At 71.4% G+C, this 16,822-nt stretch carries 13 protein-coding genes; 5 read left to right on the top strand and 8 right to left on the bottom strand.

Annotated features, from left to right (window positions below; genetic code table 11):
- Window positions 1-10 precede the first annotated feature (10 nt).
- Together nirD and AB0P17_RS33440 are read left to right on the top strand one after the other, a co-directional pair.
- Window positions 11-385 (top strand): nitrite reductase small subunit NirD, encoded by a 375-nt coding sequence (gene nirD / locus AB0P17_RS33435; protein WP_365816983.1) that lies wholly within the window; start codon window positions 11-13, stop codon window positions 383-385.
- A 134-nt stretch (window positions 386-519) separates the two neighbouring features.
- Window positions 520-1,677 carry an alkaline phosphatase PhoX gene (locus AB0P17_RS33440; protein WP_365816922.1) on the top strand — a complete coding sequence of 386 codons (1,158 nt, stop codon included), beginning with the start codon at window positions 520-522 and terminating at the stop codon, window positions 1,675-1,677.
- Here the strand turns inward: AB0P17_RS33440 and AB0P17_RS33445 are convergent.
- From AB0P17_RS33445 to dusB, 5 genes are all read right to left on the bottom strand, one after another.
- Window positions 1,647-2,669, bottom strand: coding sequence for a winged helix-turn-helix domain-containing protein (locus AB0P17_RS33445; RefSeq protein WP_365816925.1), 1,023 nt, complete (start codon window positions 2,667-2,669; stop codon window positions 1,647-1,649). The two genes, AB0P17_RS33440 and AB0P17_RS33445, sit on opposite strands and share 31 nt — an antisense overlap.
- A 396-nt stretch (window positions 2,670-3,065) precedes the next feature.
- Window positions 3,066-3,758 (bottom strand): hypothetical protein, encoded by a 693-nt coding sequence (locus tag AB0P17_RS33450; protein WP_365816927.1) that lies wholly within the window; start codon window positions 3,756-3,758, stop codon window positions 3,066-3,068.
- Window positions 3,759-4,224: 466 nt separating this feature from the next.
- Window positions 4,225-6,972, bottom strand: a complete 2,748-nt coding sequence (ppdK, locus tag AB0P17_RS33455; RefSeq protein ID WP_365816929.1) for a pyruvate, phosphate dikinase — start codon at window positions 6,970-6,972, stop codon at window positions 4,225-4,227.
- A gap of 439 nt (window positions 6,973-7,411) precedes the next feature.
- On the bottom strand, window positions 7,412-10,768 hold the full coding sequence (locus AB0P17_RS33460) for a S8 family serine peptidase (RefSeq protein ID WP_365816931.1): 3,357 nt from the start codon (window positions 10,766-10,768) through the stop codon (window positions 7,412-7,414).
- Window positions 10,769-10,935: 167 nt separating this feature from the next.
- A complete protein-coding gene (dusB, locus tag AB0P17_RS33465) occupies window positions 10,936-12,066 on the bottom strand; it encodes a tRNA dihydrouridine synthase DusB (RefSeq protein ID WP_365816933.1) in 1,131 nt (376 codons plus the stop codon).
- Between the two features lie 65 nt (window positions 12,067-12,131).
- On the opposite strand from dusB, the gene AB0P17_RS33470 reads away from it, so the two are divergent.
- Window positions 12,132-13,661, top strand: a complete 1,530-nt coding sequence (locus tag AB0P17_RS33470) for an MFS transporter (protein ID WP_365816935.1) — start codon at window positions 12,132-12,134, stop codon at window positions 13,659-13,661.
- Here AB0P17_RS33470 and AB0P17_RS33475 read toward each other — a convergent pair.
- Complete coding sequence (locus tag AB0P17_RS33475; RefSeq protein ID WP_365816937.1) at window positions 13,619-13,924, bottom strand: hypothetical protein; 306 nt, start codon at window positions 13,922-13,924, stop codon at window positions 13,619-13,621. The two genes, AB0P17_RS33470 and AB0P17_RS33475, sit on opposite strands and share 43 nt — an antisense overlap.
- Before the next feature lie 111 nt (window positions 13,925-14,035).
- On the bottom strand, window positions 14,036-14,287 hold the full coding sequence (locus AB0P17_RS33480; protein WP_365816939.1) for a DUF6243 family protein: 252 nt from the start codon (window positions 14,285-14,287) through the stop codon (window positions 14,036-14,038).
- A 343-nt stretch (window positions 14,288-14,630) separates the two neighbouring features.
- On the opposite strand from AB0P17_RS33480, the gene AB0P17_RS33485 reads away from it, so the two are divergent.
- Window positions 14,631-15,650 carry an aldo/keto reductase gene (locus AB0P17_RS33485; protein WP_365816941.1) on the top strand — a complete coding sequence of 340 codons (1,020 nt, stop codon included), beginning with the start codon at window positions 14,631-14,633 and terminating at the stop codon, window positions 15,648-15,650.
- Between the two features lie 171 nt (window positions 15,651-15,821).
- Window positions 15,822-16,406: a TetR family transcriptional regulator gene (locus AB0P17_RS33490; RefSeq protein ID WP_365816943.1), complete on the top strand. Its 585-nt coding sequence runs from the start codon at window positions 15,822-15,824 to the stop codon at window positions 16,404-16,406.
- A gap of 64 nt (window positions 16,407-16,470) precedes the next feature.
- On the opposite strand, the gene AB0P17_RS33495 is transcribed toward AB0P17_RS33490, so the two are convergent.
- Window positions 16,471-16,695 (bottom strand): hypothetical protein, encoded by a 225-nt coding sequence (locus tag AB0P17_RS33495; RefSeq protein WP_365816945.1) that lies wholly within the window; start codon window positions 16,693-16,695, stop codon window positions 16,471-16,473.
- Between the last annotated feature and the right edge of the window lie 127 nt (window positions 16,696-16,822).

A 16,822-nucleotide genomic window follows, 5' to 3' on the forward strand; every position in this document is an offset into this window, starting at 1 on the left:
CGCACCGGAGATGACCGCGTCGGAAATGACCGCGTCAGACACGCTGGAAGTGCTGCTCGGGGACGACGAGTGGTTCCCCGTCTGCGAGCTGCCCGCGCTCATCCCGGGCCGGGGGGTGGCCGCGCTGCTCCCGGACGGCCGTCAGGTGGCGGTGTTCCTGGACCGGTCGGGCCGGCCGTACGCCGTCTCCAACCGGGATCCGTTCTCCGGGGCATACGTCCTGTCCCGGGGCCTGACCGGTACCCACGAGGGGCGGTTCTTCGTGGCGTCGCCCCTGCTCAAGCAGCGCTTCGAGCTGGCGACCGGCCGCTGCCTGGACGACGAGGACGTCGCCGTCGAGGTGTACGGGATTCGGGTACGGGCGCGGGTGCCCACCACGGCCTGACGCCCCAGGTGGGCCGGCAGAGTCCGCCAGGTGTTCAGCCACCGGCCACGCACAGCCGCTACGCTCCTGCGCCGTGCGACCCCGTGGCGCCGGCCGGCGTCGCGGGGCGGTCACCACACCCCCTGGAGCGACCCGTGGAACGTCGCAACTTCTTGCGCGGAGCGGTCATCGGCACCTCGGCCGCGGCCTTCGGCGGCACCCTCTGGCGCGGCGCGGCCCTCGCCGCGCCCGCGCAGCCCGGCACCGGCCCCTACGGGGCGCTCGGCTCGGCGGACGCGAACGGCGTCCGACTGCCCGCCGGATTCACCAGCCGGGTCGTCGCCCGGTCGGGCCGGCAGGTCACCGGCACGTCGTACACCTGGCACAACGCGCCCGACGGCGGGGCCTGTTACGCGGACGGCACCGGCTGGATCTATGTCTCCAACTCGGAGATCAACCCGTCGGGCGGGGCGGGCGCCGTGCGGTTCACCGCGGCGGGCGCGATCACCGGCGCGTACCGGATCCTCTCCGGCACCCGGCAGAACTGCGCGGGCGGCAGCACCCCGTGGCGGACCTGGCTCTCCTGCGAGGAGGTCGACCGCGGCTATGTGTACGAGACCGACCCGTGGGGCGTGGCCGCGGCGGTACGGCGCGACGCGATGGGCCGCTTCAAGCACGAGGCGGCGGCGGCCGACCCCGTGCGCCGCACCGTCTACCTCACCGAGGACACCACCGACGGCTGCTTCTACCGCTTCACGCCCACCACATGGGGCGATCTGTCGGCGGGCCGGCTGGAGGTCCTCGTCGCCGGGTCGGCCACCAGCGGGCCGGTGAGCTGGGCGGCGGTCCCCGACCCGAGCGGGGCTTCGACCGCCACCCGTAACCAGGTCTCCGGCGCCAAGCGCTTCAACGGCGGCGAGGGGTGCTACTACGCGGACGACACCTGCTGGTTCACCACCAAGGGCGACAACCGCGTCTGGCAGTACAACGCGGCGGCGGGCACGATCGAGCTGGCGTACGACGACTCCCTCGTGTCCGGTACGGCGCCGCTCACCGGGGTCGACAACGTCACCGGGGCCGCGTCCGGCGACCTCTTCGTCGCGGAGGACGGCGGGAACATGGAGATCTGTGTGATCACTCCCGACGACGTCGTGGCGCCGTTCCTGCGGATCGACGGCCAGTCCGGCTCGGAGATCACCGGACCGGCCTTCTCGCCCGACGGCACGCGTCTCTACTTCTCCAGTCAGCGCGGCACCAGCGGACTCTCCTCCGGCGGGATCACCTACGAGGTGACGGGGCCGTTCCGGGCATAGAGCCCGTCCGCCGTGGCACGGCCCTCCAGCAGGGCCGTGCCCAACGGGGTCAGCGTGTGCAGAACGGCGTTGCCGTGGCGCAGTGTGACGACGAGCCCCGACTCGCGCAGCACACAGGCGTGCTGGCTGGCCGAGGCGAGCGACACCCCGGTCCTGCGGGCGAGTTCGCTGGTGGTCGCGCCCTGCTCGATGGCCTGGAGGACCGCCGAGCGGGTGTGGCCGAGGAGCCGGCCGAGCGTGGGTCCGCCGCGCTCCGCGACGGCGGGCGCGTCGGAGTGGGTGACGGGGTAGACCAGGACGGGCGGCAGCGTCGGGTCGCGGTGGACCACGGCGGTGGAGCGGCAGAAGAACGACGGCTGGAGCAGCAGCCCGCGTCCGTCCAGGCGCATGTCACGCCGGACGGGATAGTCGGCTTCCAGGACGGAGCCGTTCCAGCGCAGCATCGGCGGGAGCGTGGCGAGCAGCCGCCCCGCGCCGCCGTCGAGCAGGGCCCGGCCGCGCAGCGCGCGGTCGCCGTCGACCCTGGCCCGTATCTGCGGCCAGTACGGCTCGACGGCGACGCGGTGGTACGTACGCACCGCCTCCACGAGCCGGGCGAGACAGCCCGGTCCGCCGTCGGCGAGCAGGGCGAGGCGCCCGCCGGGGTCCTTGCGCGCCGGGCGGGCTCCGCCGACGGCGAGCAGGGCCAGCTCGGCGCGGACCCGCTCCTGCGGGGTGGCGCGCAGCGCTTCGAGTCCCGCCTCCATGCCGAGGCGCCCTTGCGCGGGGGTGAGGAAATCCGGGAAATAGCCGCGCTGCGGAACGAGCGCCGAGAGAAGTCTTGTTTCACCTTTCAGCCTGGTACGCGTTTCCCCGCGCCATTCTCCGTAGACAAGCGGTCCGCGCCGATCCCGTATTCGATGAAAGCTGAGAATCGTCTCCCATAACGGATCGGGCCCGGCGGCCATCCTGACCCCGCCCAGGTCTTTTCCGGTGAAATGAATACGCAGCATTTACCAACCCCACCTGTTGCGTCCACCATGGCTCCCCGCCACTGAGTATGCACGCCATCACCGGCTGTTACCACGGTGTTTCAGCCACAGTTGAAAAGCGTCGCGGGGGTCCCGTGTCCAGCGAAATCCTGTACCTCGTCGGGCATGAAACCCGGACGACCGAAAAGGCGTGACGGAGGCCGTGGGGGGCTTTGGGCGCCTGGCGGCGGTCGGTCGGGTTGCGGCTCCATGCCCGGCTCGCGTAATGGGCACGGCCGGTGGGTGGGGATCCTCCGGCCGTGCCCCTGTCGCGTGCCCCTGCCGAACTCTCGTGTGCCCCGTGCGAACTCTCCCGCGCCCGCCGGGACTCACACCGCGCCCTCTTGTTGATTCTTATTCAACAAGCAGCGGGCGCGTTCAGCCGCCGTGTGTGGAACTGCTGCGGTATTCCGTGTACGTGTACGGGTTGTCGAGGCGCCGCGCTGGGCCTGGAACGCGACATGGCCGTACGGGTTGAGCAGCGGGAAGGACACCGGCGAGCGGCGCGCGCAGCGCCCAGGTGGGCGGGTACCCCTGGCCGGCGCTCTGCTCGCTCTCCGTGGAGACCGAGACGGATCCGCCGGTGGCGGCTATCCGGTGGTACGAGTCGGCGGAGAGCGAGGCGGCGTGCACGTACACCGTCCCGGGGGTCATGAAGCCGTGGTCGTGCATCAGCTTGATGCCGTCGTCGCCGGTGGCGCCCCAGACGCCGGCGTGGGTGGTGACGGCGGGCCCGAGTTCCCTGGCGGCTTCGAACGCGGGCCGCTCCGGGAAGGCGGGGTCGCCGGTGACGTCGAACGCGAGCTGGAGGCCGAGCATGTCGTCGTCGGTGCCGCAGCGGCGTACGAAGTCCCGGAACTCCGGGGCCGTGCTCCACTCGGCGGGCGGCTGCTGGATGTTGCCGTACGCGAGCACGAAGCGGCCGGGCACCGACCGGCGCGCGTCGACGGCGGCGTCGGCGTCGGCGTCGTCCACCGTCTGCAGGCCGTGCGACCGGTCGACGACGGTGGTGACGCCCGCGTCGATCGCCTCGATCGCCTCGATCGCCGCGAGCAGGTTCCCGGCGTGCACGTCCTCCGGCCGGAAGAGCTTGCCCGACTCCAGGTAGTACCAGACGAAGTACTGGGTCAGCGTCCAGTCGGCGCCCTACCCCCGCATGACGGTCTGCCACATGTGGCGGTGGGTGTCGATCATGCCGGGCATGACGATCCCGTCCGTCGCGTCGATCACGGCGGCGCCCTCCGGTACGGAGAGCTCCCGGCCGACGGCGGTACGCCACCGGTATCCCGTGTACCTGGCAGCAGTTCCAACCCCGACATCAGCACGTGACGGGGGCGGGCGCGCCGCACAGCGCGCCCGCCCCTCCTGTACCCCGGGACCTTCCCCGCCGGCCCGGCGAGGGTGAGGGATGAGCCGCGGGAACGGCCCCGGTGTCCTGTACGGGCCTTCATGTGACCCGGTGTCCTGTACGGGACCCACACGCGGCCCCGGTGTCCTGTACGGGCTCCTAGCCGCCCCGTACTCAACGTCCGCGCCGCTACCGCGAGTCGCTGCCGCCCGACTCCGCCGCCGCGCGCCCCGCCTCCAGCCGCGCCACCGGGATCCGGAACGGCGAGCAGGAGACGTAGTCGAGGCCGACCTCGTGGAAGAAGTGCACCGACTCCGGGTCGCCACCGTGCTCCCCGCAGACGCCCAGCTTGAGCCCGGGGCGGGTGGCCCGGCCCGCCTCGGCGGCGCTCCGTACCAGCGCGCCCACGCCGTCGCGGTCGATGGTCTCGAACGGCGAGACCCCGAAGATGCCCTTCTCCAGGTACGCGGTGAAGAAGCTGGCCTCCACGTCGTCGCGGGAGAAGCCCCAGACGGTCTGGGTGAGGTCGTTCGTACCGAACGAGAAGAACTCGGCGGCCTCCGCGATCTGCCCGGCGGTCAGCGCCGCGCGCGGCAGTTCGATCATCGTGCCGAGCGCCAGCTTGAGTTCGCAGCCGGTCGCGCGCTCGACCTCGCAGATGACCTGCTCGGCCTCGTCCCGGACGATCTCCAGCTCCTGGACCGTGCCGACGAGCGGGATCATGATCTCGGGGCGCGGGTCGCCCTTGGCGTTCTTCCGCTCAGCGGCGGCCTCCGCGATGGCCCGTACCTGCATGGCGAAGAGCCCGGGGATGACCAGGCCGAGCCGTACCCCGCGCAGCCCGAGCATGGGGTTCTGCTCGTGGAGTTTGTGCACGGCCTGGAGGAGGCGCAGATCGTTCTCGTTGTGGTCCTTGCGGGCCTCGGCGAGGGCGACCCGTACCGACAGCTCGGTGATGTCGGGCAGGAACTCGTGCAGCGGCGGGTCGAGGAGCCGGACCGTCACCGGCAGGCCGTCCATCGCCTCGAACAGCTCGATGAAGTCCTTCTTCTGGAGCGGTAGCAGGGCACCCAGTGCCGTCTCCCGCTCGTCCTCGGTGTCGGCCAGGATCAACTTCTCGACCATCTCGCGCCGCTCGCCGAGGAACATGTGCTCCGTACGGCAGAGCCCGATGCCCTGGGCGCCGAAGCGGCGGGCGCGCAGCGCGTCCTCGGCGTTGTCGGCGTTGGCGCGTACGCGCAGCCGGCGGCGGCGGTCCGCGTACGCCATGATCCGGTGGACGGCCTCGACCAGTTCGTCGGCGTCGTCGGCGCCCGCGTGCATCCGGCCCTCGAAGTACTCCACGACGGGCGAGGGCACGACGGGGACCTCGCCGAGGTAGACCTTGCCGGTCGAGCCGTCGATGGAGACGACGTCGCCCTCCTCGATGACGGTGGAGCCCGCGGTGAGCCGGCGGGCCTTCGTGTCGACCTCCAGCTCCTCGGCGCCGCAGACACAGGTCTTGCCCATGCCCCGGGCGACGACGGCGGCGTGCGAGGTCTTGCCGCCGCGCGAGGTGAGGATCCCCTCGGCGGCGATCATGCCTTCGAGGTCGTCGGGGTTGGTCTCGCGGCGGATGAGGATGACCTTCTCGCCGGAGCGCGACCACTTGATGGCGGTGTACGAGTCGAAGACGGCCTTGCCGACGGCGGCGCCCGGCGAGGCGGCGATGCCGCGCCCCAGCAGCTCGCGCTTGGCGGCCTCGTCGAAGCGCGGGAACATGAGCTGCGCGAGCTGGGCGCCGTTGACGCGCTGGAGGGCCTCGGCCTCGTCGATCAGCCCCTGGTCCACGAGCTGGGTGGCGATGCGGAAGGCGGCCCCGGCGGTGCGCTTGCCGACGCGGGTCTGGAGCATCCACAACTGGCCGCGCTCGATGGTGAACTCGATGTCGCACAGGTCCCGGTAGTGGGTCTCCAGGATCTCCATGATGGCCAGGAGCCGCTCGTACGACGCCTGGTCGATGGTGGCGAGTTCGGCGAGGGGGACGGTGTTGCGGATGCCCGCGACGACGTCCTCGCCCTGCGCGTTCTGGAGGTAGTCGCCGTAGACGCCCTGGTGGCCGCTGGCCGGGTCGCGGGTGAAGGCGACGCCGGTGCCCGAGTCGGGGCCGAGGTTGCCGAAGACCATGGAGCAGATGGTGACGGCCGTGCCGAGGTCGCCGGGGATGCGTTCCTGGCGGCGGTAGAGCTTGGCGCGGTCGGTGTTCCAGGACTCGAAGACCGAGCGGATCGCGAGATCCATCTGCTCGCGCGGGTCCTGCGGGAAGTCGCGGCCCGCCTCGCGCGTGACGATCTTCTTGAAGTGCTCGACCAGTTTCCGCAGGTCGGCCACCGGCAGATCGACGTCGGTGGCGGCCTGCCTGGCCTGCTTGGCCTCGTCGAGCGCGTCCTCGAAGAGCGCGCCGTCGACGCCGAGCACGGTCTTGCCGAACATCTGGATCAGCCTGCGGTACGAGTCCCAGGCGAAGCGCTCGTCGCCCGCCTGCGCGGCGAGCCCGGCGACCGAGGCGTCGGAGAGGCCGACGTTGAGGACGGTGTCCATCATGCCGGGCATGGAGAACTTGGCGCCGGAGCGCACGGAGACGAGCAGCGGGTCGTCGGACTGGCCGAGCTTCTTGCCCATCCGGGCTTCGAGGGCGTCGAGATGGGCGCTGACCTCGTCGCGCAGGGCAGCCGGTTCCGTACCGCTGTCGAGGTAGATGTTGCAGGCTTCCGTGGTGATGGTGAAGCCGGGCGGGACGGGCAGCCCGAGGTTGGTCATCTCGGCGAGGTTGGCGCCCTTGCCGCCGAGGAGATGCTTCAGGTCTTTGTTGCCCTCGGTGAAGTCGTAGACGTACTTGTCGGAGTGTTCGGCTGTCCGCTCCGAGGCGGCTACGTGGGAATCACTGTTTTCCGGCACGGTCTCGACTCCTCGACGACGCGGTGGCTGACCTGGCTGGCGAGGAACATACCCAGATCGAAGGTGCCTGGGTACGGCCACTTAACTGTCATACGGCCTTAACCGCTCGTCCGCCACCGGATCGAAAGCGCCCCGGCGGCGACGGGGCGCGCGCCGCTTCTTCACGCCTCGAAGCGGGCATGACCCGGACATGACCTCTTGCGCTCAGATGAGCACTGACATCGACGTCTGAGTTCACTTCTTGAAGGCAGAAAGGGTGGCACGGCGTGCCACCCTTTCCAGAGGTACAGCCATCACGCCACCGCTCAAGATCCGCTCATCTGAGCCTTTCCATCATCAAACGTGGCGAGAATCACGCCCTCGACACGCCTCCCGGGTGGGACAGGTGTGCCCCCGGAGCCGAGGGGCTCCGGGGGCACGGGGTGGTACGGAGGAGGTGTCAGGAGGCCTGCGGGGTCAGCAGGTAGGCGTCCATGACCGTCACCTCGTAACCGTTGCCCTCGGTGTCCTTCAGCGCGCCCCTGAGCGAGACCGAGGTGGCGGACGCGGGGTGGTCCAGCGTGATGCCGCGCTCACCGTTCTCGGTGGTGACAGGCGCCTTCTGCCAGGTGGCACCGCCGTCGTAGGACGCCTCGACCGTCAGGGAGCCGATGCCCTTCCGGGCCGCGTGGCCCTGGACGGCGAGCGGGACCCGCAGCGCCGTGCCCGCCTCGGCGGTGCTGGCCGAGGTCAGTTTCGGGGCGAAGCCGAGGGTGGACAGCGGCAGTGCGACCACCGTGTTCCCTGGCGAGGCGGAGGTGAACGTCCACTCGGCGCTGACGCGGGTGGAGACCCGGGAGACCTCGGGCTTGCGCGACGCCTCGATGCGCACCGTGTACGCGGACGACTTGGCCGGCAGCCCGGACATCTGGACGCAGGGGTCGTTGCCCTCCTGGAACATCTTCCCGTCCACTGTCACCGTCGCCTTCACCCCGGCCAGCCCGGAGTGCCCCGGGCGGCCCGAGGTGTCCGTGAACGCCGGCTGGCAGACGACCGCGAAGTCCTGGACACGGAGCAGGTCCCCGGCCCGGGCGTCCGGGGAGAAGACACCGACGTTGAGGGTGAGGCCGTAGTTCTCGCCCGCCTCGTACCTCCGGCCCTGGTCCCGGTCGTAGAGGACCTCGTACACGCCGTCGAAGGGCTCGTCGGCGGGCGCCTGCCCCACGCCGAAGGACCAGCGGTAGCCGGGCGGCGTGGTGACGTACTGCTTCGAGGTGTACGGGAGGGGGACATGGTTGCCCGCTCCGCCGATCCCCATGAAGTCGTTCCACCACATGGGGTGGACCGATCCCACCTTGCCGGGCGCCGGGGCGCCCACCAGCGCCTCGATCTCGGCGAGTTCGCTCCGGTCGGCCTGGTGCGTGAAGCCGTCGTACATGCTGCCGTCACGCGTGTAGAGCAGGCTGTACGTGTCCCCGCCGTCCGCCAGCATGGTGCCGACCTGGGCCTGGAACTCCTTGCCCGACACGCTCCCGCCGACCGAGCCGGTGGTGTAGCCGTCCAGCGAGTTCAGGAGGAACAGGCCGTAGGCGCCGCCGTCGCCGATGTCGAGGTTCCAGGACACCGACGCCTGCACGGGCTCGGTGGCCACCGGGGCCGTGATGGAGAGCGGCTTGGCGTCGCGCCCGTCGAAGACGATGCTCATGTCCTCGGTGACGCTCAGCTTCTGCTGGATCAACTGCGCGACGTCGCTGTCCCGGTCGCCCTTGGGGGTGATGATCGGCGCGTCCACGAGATAGTCGCCCTTGGGCACGCGGAGGGTGACCTTGCCGTCACCGGTCCACGCTCCGGCCTGCTCGGCGGTGTCGCGGTTGACGAACGCGACGGACGCCTCGGCCGGATCGCCGTTCCCGTTCAGCAGGTTCACCGTGACGTCGTACGACTCGGCCTCACGCGTGACGCCGAAGGCCGTGCGCAGGCTCTGGCCGGTGGCCTTCGCCGCCCCGGCCTCCTTCGCCACCAGCGCGCCGGAGAAGGCGCCGTACTGGTCGCTGACGCGGGTGTCCAGGGTCAGCGCGGCCTTCGCCGTGCCGCCGGCGGGCACGGTGACCTGCCGCGTCCCGGCCGTGGCCAGACCCTCGGGTGCGGGACTGCCGTCGGGGCCGACGGCCTCCGCCGCCAGATCGAGGGTGACGTCCTCGGTCCCCTCGTTGCGGTACGTGACCTCCTTGGTGACCGGATCCGCGCCCTCCGCCGACCAGCGCTGGGTGCCGAACCCGATCGAGGTCTCCTCGGTGACGACGGTCTGGGTGATCGCCTTCGCCACGTCGGTGCGGCCCGTGCCCTGCTGGAACGCCGTCAGCCCCTGGGTGGCGACGGCCGAGGCGGTGAGGGCCCGCTTGAGCCGCTCGCCGCTCCAGTCGGGGTGGCGCTGCGCGAGGATCGCCGCTGCGCCCGCGACATGCGGGGCCGCCATCGACGTACCGCTCATGGCGACGTAGCCGTCGCCCGCCGGGGAGCCGAGGGTTCCCTCGGCCGCCTTCGCCGCGACGATGTCCACGCCGGGCGCGGTGATGTCCGGCTTCAGCGATCCGTCGGCGGACGGTCCCACGGAGGAGAAGTCGGCGATGGCGTCCTCGCGGTCCACCGCCCCGACGGTGAGGGCCGCCGCCGCACTGCCGGGCGATCCGATGGTGCCCGTGCCGGGGCCCGCGTTGCCCGCCGAGACGACGAAGAGGATGCCGCTGCTCTCGGAGAGCGAGTCGACGGCCTCCTCCAGCGGGTCGATCTCCGCGCCGTCGTAGCCGCCGAGGCTCATGTTCGCGACCTTGGCGCCCTGGTCGGCCGCCCACTGCATCGCGCCGAGGATGGCCGAGTCTGAGCCGTACCCGTCGTCGTCGAAGACCTTGGCGTCCAGGATCCGCGCCTTGGGGGCGACGCCCTTGTACGTTCCACCGGCCTTGGCGCCGCTGCCGGCGATGGTCGAGGCGACGTGGGTGCCGTGCCCGGCCCGGTCCACGGCGTCGGCCGAGCCGGAGAAGTTCTTCTCCTCGACCTCCACGCCCGCGAGGTCCGGGTGGGTCTGGTCCACGCCGGTGTCGATGACGGCGACCTTCACCCCGTCGCCCTCGTACCCGGCCTCCCACGCGGTGGGCGCGCCGATCTGCGGGACGCTCTTGTCCAGGTCGACCTTGCGCTTGCCGTCGAGCCACACACGGCTGATGCCGGAGGCCGCGATCCGCGCCTCGGCCTGGCCCGCGTCGGCGGTCAGCGCCTGCCACACGCCGTCGGTGCCGTCCTTGACCGCCGCGAGGGCCTGGCCGTCGACGGCGGGGAGGTTGCGCCCGGCCTTCGCGCCCGCCGCGGCGACGCGCGACTTCGCCGTACCGGCGCCCGCGTTCTTGTACGAGACGATCAGCGGGAGGGTGTCGCGGTGGGCGTCGTCGTACTCCGCCTCGACGAGGCCGGTCACGTCGAACAGCCGCCGGTCCACCGTGCCCTGCCCGACGAGCCGCTGGGCGTCGGTCGGGATCACGTACGTACGGCCGCCGTCCCGGCGCACCGACATCGGTATGTTCTCGCGGCCCTCGGCGGGACGCACCTGGGCCACATTGCCGCGGCGGTCCACGTCGACCCGGTCGCCGGTGATCAGCGTGACCGTGGCCCCGGAGGAAGCGGAATCCAGGTTTAAGCCCTGGCCACCGCCCGGTGCCCCCGGTGTTACGGCGCCGGCCGTGATCGCCGGCCCGGCGGCGAGCGCCACCGCGACGGCGACGGCGCCTGCCCTGTATCCAGCGGATCTGCTGGGTCTGCGCATCGAAGCTGCCCCATCCTTCTCGTCGGAGAGTCAGAGAAAGACGAACGCTGCTGCGACAGTGTGATGATCAGTGGACCGGAATATAACGTTTCGATAACACGCCCTGGAGGGGCGCCCCAGGGGCAACCACCCCGCTCATGGGGCGCGCCCGCCTCCATGAGCGATATTCAGCCGCCGGACGTGTCCAGCTCCGCATCCGCGCCGAGGCCCGCACAGTCGTACGGATCCTTCAGCCAGCCGTCCGGAAGGACGACCCGGTTGTTCCCCGACGTACGCCCGCGCGGCCCGTCCGCGCCCTCCGGCCACGGCTGGTCCAGGTCGAGCCCGGCCATCAGCTCGTCCAGCTCCGCGAGCGACGAGGTGATCGCGAGCTGCTTGCGCAGCTGCGACCCGACCGAGAAGCCCTTCAGGTACCAGGCCACGTGCTTGCGGAAGTCGATCACCCCGCGGGCCTCGTCCCCGATCCACTCCCCCAGAAGCTGGGCGTGGCGCCGCATAACGGCCCCGACCTCGCGCAGCGTCGGCGCCGCGACCGTCCCCGTCCCCTCGAACGCGGCCACCAGATCACCGAAGAGCCACGGCCGCCCCAGGCAGCCCCGGCCCACGACCACGCCGTCGCAGCCGGTCTCGCGCACCATGCGCAGCGCCTCCCCGGCTGACCAGATGTCGCCGTTGCCGAGCACCGGGATCTCCGGTACGTGCTCCTTGAGCCGGGCGATCGCCTCCCAGTCGGCGGTCCCGCCGTAGTGCTGCGCGGCGGTCCTGCCGTGCAGCGCGATCGCCGTCACACCCTCCTGGACCGCGATCCGCCCGGCGTCCAGGTAGGTGAGGTGGTCGTCGTCGATGCCCTTGCGCATCTTCATCGTGACCGGCAGATCGCCCGCGTTCGAAACGGCCTCGTGCAGGATCGCCCGCAGCAGGGGCCGCTTGTAGGGCAGGGCGGAGCCGCCGCCCCTGCGGGTCACCTTGGGTACCGGGCAGCCGAAGTTGAGGTCGATGTGGTCGGCGAGATCCTCGTCCACGATCATGCGGACGGCCTTGCCGACGGTGACCGGATCCACCCCGTACAGCTGGATCGAGCGCGGTGTCTCGGACGCGTCGAAGTGGATGAGCTGCATCGTCTTCTCGTTGCGCTCGACCAGGGCCCGGGTCGTGATCATCTCGCTGACGAACAACCCCTTCCCCTTGCTGAACTCCCTGCACAGGGTACGGAAGGGGGCGTTGGTGATCCCGGCCATCGGGGCGAGCACGACGGGCGGGGTCACGGGGTACGGGCCGATGGTGAGTGGAGCGGTCATCCGGCCATTGTCGCGCACGAGGGCGTTCATTAGTTAGCCGTACTAGTCAGTCGTACCATCGAGGCATGCCAGAATTGAGCCACCGGCGGAAAATGCTGGTTCTGGCGGTCTGTTGCACAAGTCTTCTGATCGTCAGTCTCGACAACACCGTCCTCAATGTCGCCCTGCCCTCCATCCAACGGGACCTGGGTGCGTCGGTCTCCGGGATGCAGTGGACGATCGACGCCTACACCCTCGTCCTCGCCTCGCTGCTGATGCTGGCGGGCTCGACCGCCGACCGGATCGGCCGCCGCCGGGTGTTCATGACCGGTCTCGCCCTCTTCGCGCTCGGCTCGGTGCTCTGCTCCCTCGCGCCGGACCTCACCTCGCTCGTCGCGTTCCGCATGGTGCAGGCCGTCGGCGGCTCCATGCTCAATCCCGTCGCGATGTCGATCATCACCAACACCTTCACAGGACCGCGCGAGCGCGCCCGCGCCATCGGCGTCTGGGGGGCCGTCGTGGGCATCTCGATGGCGGCGGGGCCGCTGGTCGGCGGGTTGCTGGTGGACTCGGTCGGCTGGCGGTCGATCTTCTGGATCAACCTCCCGATCGGGCTGGCCGCGCTGCTGCTGACCTGGCGGTACGTCCCCGAGTCCCGTGCCCCGAAGCCGCGCAGGCCCGACCCGGTGGGACAGCTCCTGGTGATCGGCGTGCTCGGGGCGCTGACGTACGCGATCATCGAGGCGCCCTCGGAGGGGTGGGGCTCGCCGCTGATCGTGTCGTTCGCCGGCTTCTCCGCGCTCTGTCTGCTGGGGCTGGTGCTGTACGAGCCCCGGCGCACCGAACCCCTGATCGACCTGCGATTCTTCCGCAGCGCGCCGTTCAGCGGGGCGACGGTGATCGCCGTGTGCGCCTTCGCGGCGCTGGGCGGCTTCCTCTTCCTGAACACGCTCTATCTCCAGAACGTGCGCGGCCTCGGCGCGCTCCACGCCGGCCTCTACATGCTGCCCATGGCGGCCCTGACCTTCCTCTGCGCTCCGCTGTCGGGCCGACTGGTCGGCAACCGCGGCCCGCGTCTGTCGCTGCTGATCGCCGGCGCGGCGATGACGGCGAGCGGGCTGCTCTTCGCCACGCTGGGCACCGGGGCGACGACCGGGCTGATGTTCACCGGGTACGTGCTCTTCGGGCTCGGCTTCGGCATGGTGAACGCCCCCATCACCAACACCGCCGTCTCCGGGATGCCCCGCGCCCAGGCGGGCGTGGCGGCGGCCGTCGCCTCCACGAGCCGCCAGATCGGCCAGACGCTGGGGGTCGCGGTGATCGGGGCGGTGCTGGCGGGCGGGGTGGCCGCGGGCACGGCCGGCGGGGTCGGATCGGCCGCGTACCGTACGGCGTTCGACGGCGCGAGCGGCACCGCGTGGTGGATCATCACGGCGTGCGGGCTCGGTGTCCTGCTCGTGGGCCTGCTGACCAGCGGTGCGTGGGCGCGGGGGACGGCGCGGCGCACGGCGGACCGCCTGGAGGCCGAACCTTCCGAGCCCTTCGAGCCCTCTTCGGCGGGCGCGCCCAGGGATCAGCCCCGCGCGGACACCGCGGACACCAGAGCCGGCGCCTGAGCCTCCTGAGCCTTCGGGATCCGTGCCAGCTTCTCCAGCCGGAGCCGGGACTCCTCGTCCACGGGTACGTACGTGACCAGCCGGGGCCCCGAGGCCGGCCCGAGCCAGAGGTTGGTGTGCTCCAGGTTGAGCTGGGCGACCTCCTCGCCGCGCAGCCCCGGTGTACGGCGCCGAGGCCCCCGGTCGAGCCCGACCTGCTCGGGCGTGATGCGCTCCCGGCGACTGCGCAGGAACCCCGCGCGCGATCGGCTGAGGCGGGACAACAGCGGTGTGGCCCCGGATCACGAGGTGATCCGGGGCCACACCCGCGCTGTTCGTACGGGGTTCGTACGGAATCATGCGGTTTCGTACCTGTTCACACAGGCCGGTCGGTGTCAGTCCTGCGCCGAGCCTTCACCGTTCGCCGGGGTCGCGTCGTCCTGCCGGGCGCCCTGAACGGCCTTTCCCTGACCGGTCTTTCCCTGGCCGGCCGCGCGCTCACGCATCTTGCGCAGCAGCTCCTGCTTCTGATCGGCGGCGGCCTTGCGGTTGGCGTCGCGGGCGGTGCCGGTGGACTGCGGGTCCGTGCGGCTCAGCTTCGTGCGCTGTCCGCCCACGCCGAGAAGGTTGTTGCGGCTCTTTGCCACGGGGTTCTCCCGAAGTGATGAGAAGTGATCTGCGGATTCGTCGGTGGGGGGCGGTGCGGGGACCGCCGCGCTCTCACTCGTAGATCTGGAAGAACATGCCCGTGACGCTACCACCGGGCGCGACCGGGACGTAACGCATTTTCTGTCGGCCGGTCCGGCGGGGGCGGCCCCGCCAGGGGCGGCCCCCGCCAGGGGCGGCCCCGCGGGGGGGCGGACGACAACCCGGACAAACGCAGGGGTGACAGATATTGAAATCTGTCACCCGTCATGTCATCGTCGGAGGTGTCAGGCTTCCGGGCCCCGGCCACCGGCCCCCGGACTCACCCCACGAAGGAAGACCGCCATGACCACCCACGCCCTCCCCACCCGTCCCCTCGGCGCCACGGGCCCCCGGGTCTCCGCCCTCGGCCTCGGCTGCATGGGCATGTCCGGGCTGTACGGAGAGGTGGACCGCGCCGGGTCCATCGCCACCCTGCACGCCGCGCTCGACGCGGGCGTCACCCTCCTCGACACGGGCGACTTCTACGCGATGGGACACAACGAGCTGCTGATCGCGGAGGCCCTGCGGACCGCGCCCGCCGGCGCCCGCGAACGGGCGCTCACCAGCGTCAAGTTCGGCGCCCTGCGCGACCCGGACGACGGCTGGCTCGGACACGACGGACGTCCGGCCGCCGTCAAGAACTTCGCGGCGTACTCCCTCCAGCGCCTCGGCACCGACCACATCGACATCTACCGGATCGCCCGCGTCGACCCCGATGTCCCGATCGAGGAGACGGTCGGCGCCATCGCCGAGCTGGTCCAGGCCGGCCATGTGCGCCACATCGGCCTCTCCGAGGCGGGCAGCGACACCATCAGGAGGGCCGCGTCCGTCGCGCCGATCGCCGACCTCCAGATCGAGTACTCCCTGATCTCGCGCTCCATCGAGGACGGCATCCTGTCCACCGTCCGTGAGCTGGGCATCGGAGTCACGGCGTACGGGGTGCTCTCGCGCGGGCTGATCAGCGGCCACTTCACCCGTGACCAGGAGCTGGGCCCGGGGGACTTCCGGGCGATGAGCCCGCGCTTCCAGGGCGGGAACCTCGATCACAACCTGGCGCTGGTCGACTCTCTGCGCGAGATCGCCGAGCGGAAGGGCGCCACGATCGCCCAGATCGCCATCGCCTGGGTCCTCGCCCAGGGCGAGGACATCGTCCCGCTCATCGGCGCCCGCCGCCCCGACCGGCTGGCCGAGGCGCTGGGCTCCCTGGACGTCACACTCGACGCCGCCGATCTCAAGGCCCTCGACCAGGCCTTTCCGGCGGGTGTCGCGGCGGGCGACCGCTATCCGGCCACGCAGATGTCGTCCCTGGACAGCGAGCGGTGACCGGGGCGCGGCAGGACCGCGCGGACCCGGCGGACAGCGCGGACGGCTCACCCGTCGGGTTGTCGGACCTGACAGGTAATGTCATCTGTCACGCGGTGCGCGTACCGCTGTCACGTCGCGCCGCGCGAGCCGCACGAGCCGCACGAGTCATGAAAGGCCGGGCAGACACCCATGACCCCCGAGACCCTGACCGCCGAGCGCATCCTGGAAGCCACCGAGGAGGTGCTGCGCCGTTACGGTCCGGCGAAGGCGACGGTGGTGGACGTGGCGCGACTGCTCGGGGTCAGCCACGGCAGCGTGTACCGGCACTTCCGGACGAAGGCGGCGCTGCGCGAGGCGGTCACGGCACGCTGGCTGAGCCGGACGGAGGCGGCGCTCCAGGAGATCGTCGACGGGGCGGACGGGGCGGGCCCGGAGAAGCTGCGCGGCTGGCTGTGGACCCTGTTCGAGGCCAAGCGCCACAAGGCGGGGGACGACCCCGAGCTGTTCGCCACGTACACCGTGCTCGCCGGGGAGCACAGCGGCGCGGTCGACGCGCATCTGACGAAGCTCACCGGACAGCTCACCCGGATCGTCGAAGAGGGCGTACGGGCGGGCGAGTTCGCGGCACCCGACCCGGCGGGCGCGGCCGGGGCGCTCTTCGTCGCGACGGCGCGCTTCCACGACCCGTGCTACGCCCCGCAGTGGCAGAAGCCCACGATCGACGCCGAGTTCACCGCCGTCGCCGATCTGCTGCTGCGCGGTCTCCAGCCCTGACCGGGGCGGGAGACGGAGCCCGCCCGCCTCCCCCGCCCGACCGGCGCCTCCCGCCCGACCGGCGTCAGCCCGTTGCCGGGTTCGCGGGGTTCGCCGGGTCCACCGTGGCCTGGTGGGCCTCGGTGAGGTGTTCCTCGGCCTTGAGCCAGGGAAGGAACTGCGCCCCCTTCCGCCAGCCGCAGGTGTCACACGTCAACGACCGCTGCACACCCGCCTTCTGGACACGGACGACGTGTTCCCGTCCGTGCTGGTCCCATCGGCTGACCTTGCTGGTGGTGGAGGACGGCATGATCCGTTCCTCTCTTGTCGGGGAGCGCCCAGTGTGCCGCACGGTCGGCGGCAACAGCTCCGTCCCCGCGCCGCGTTGGCGGCGCGCAGGAGCAGGCCCCCGGTTCCGTGACGGAACCGGGGGCCTG

The sequence above is a fragment of the Streptomyces sp. NPDC088124 genome (genome assembly GCF_040685895.1).
GTDB lineage: Bacteria > Actinomycetota > Actinomycetes > Streptomycetales > Streptomycetaceae > Streptomyces.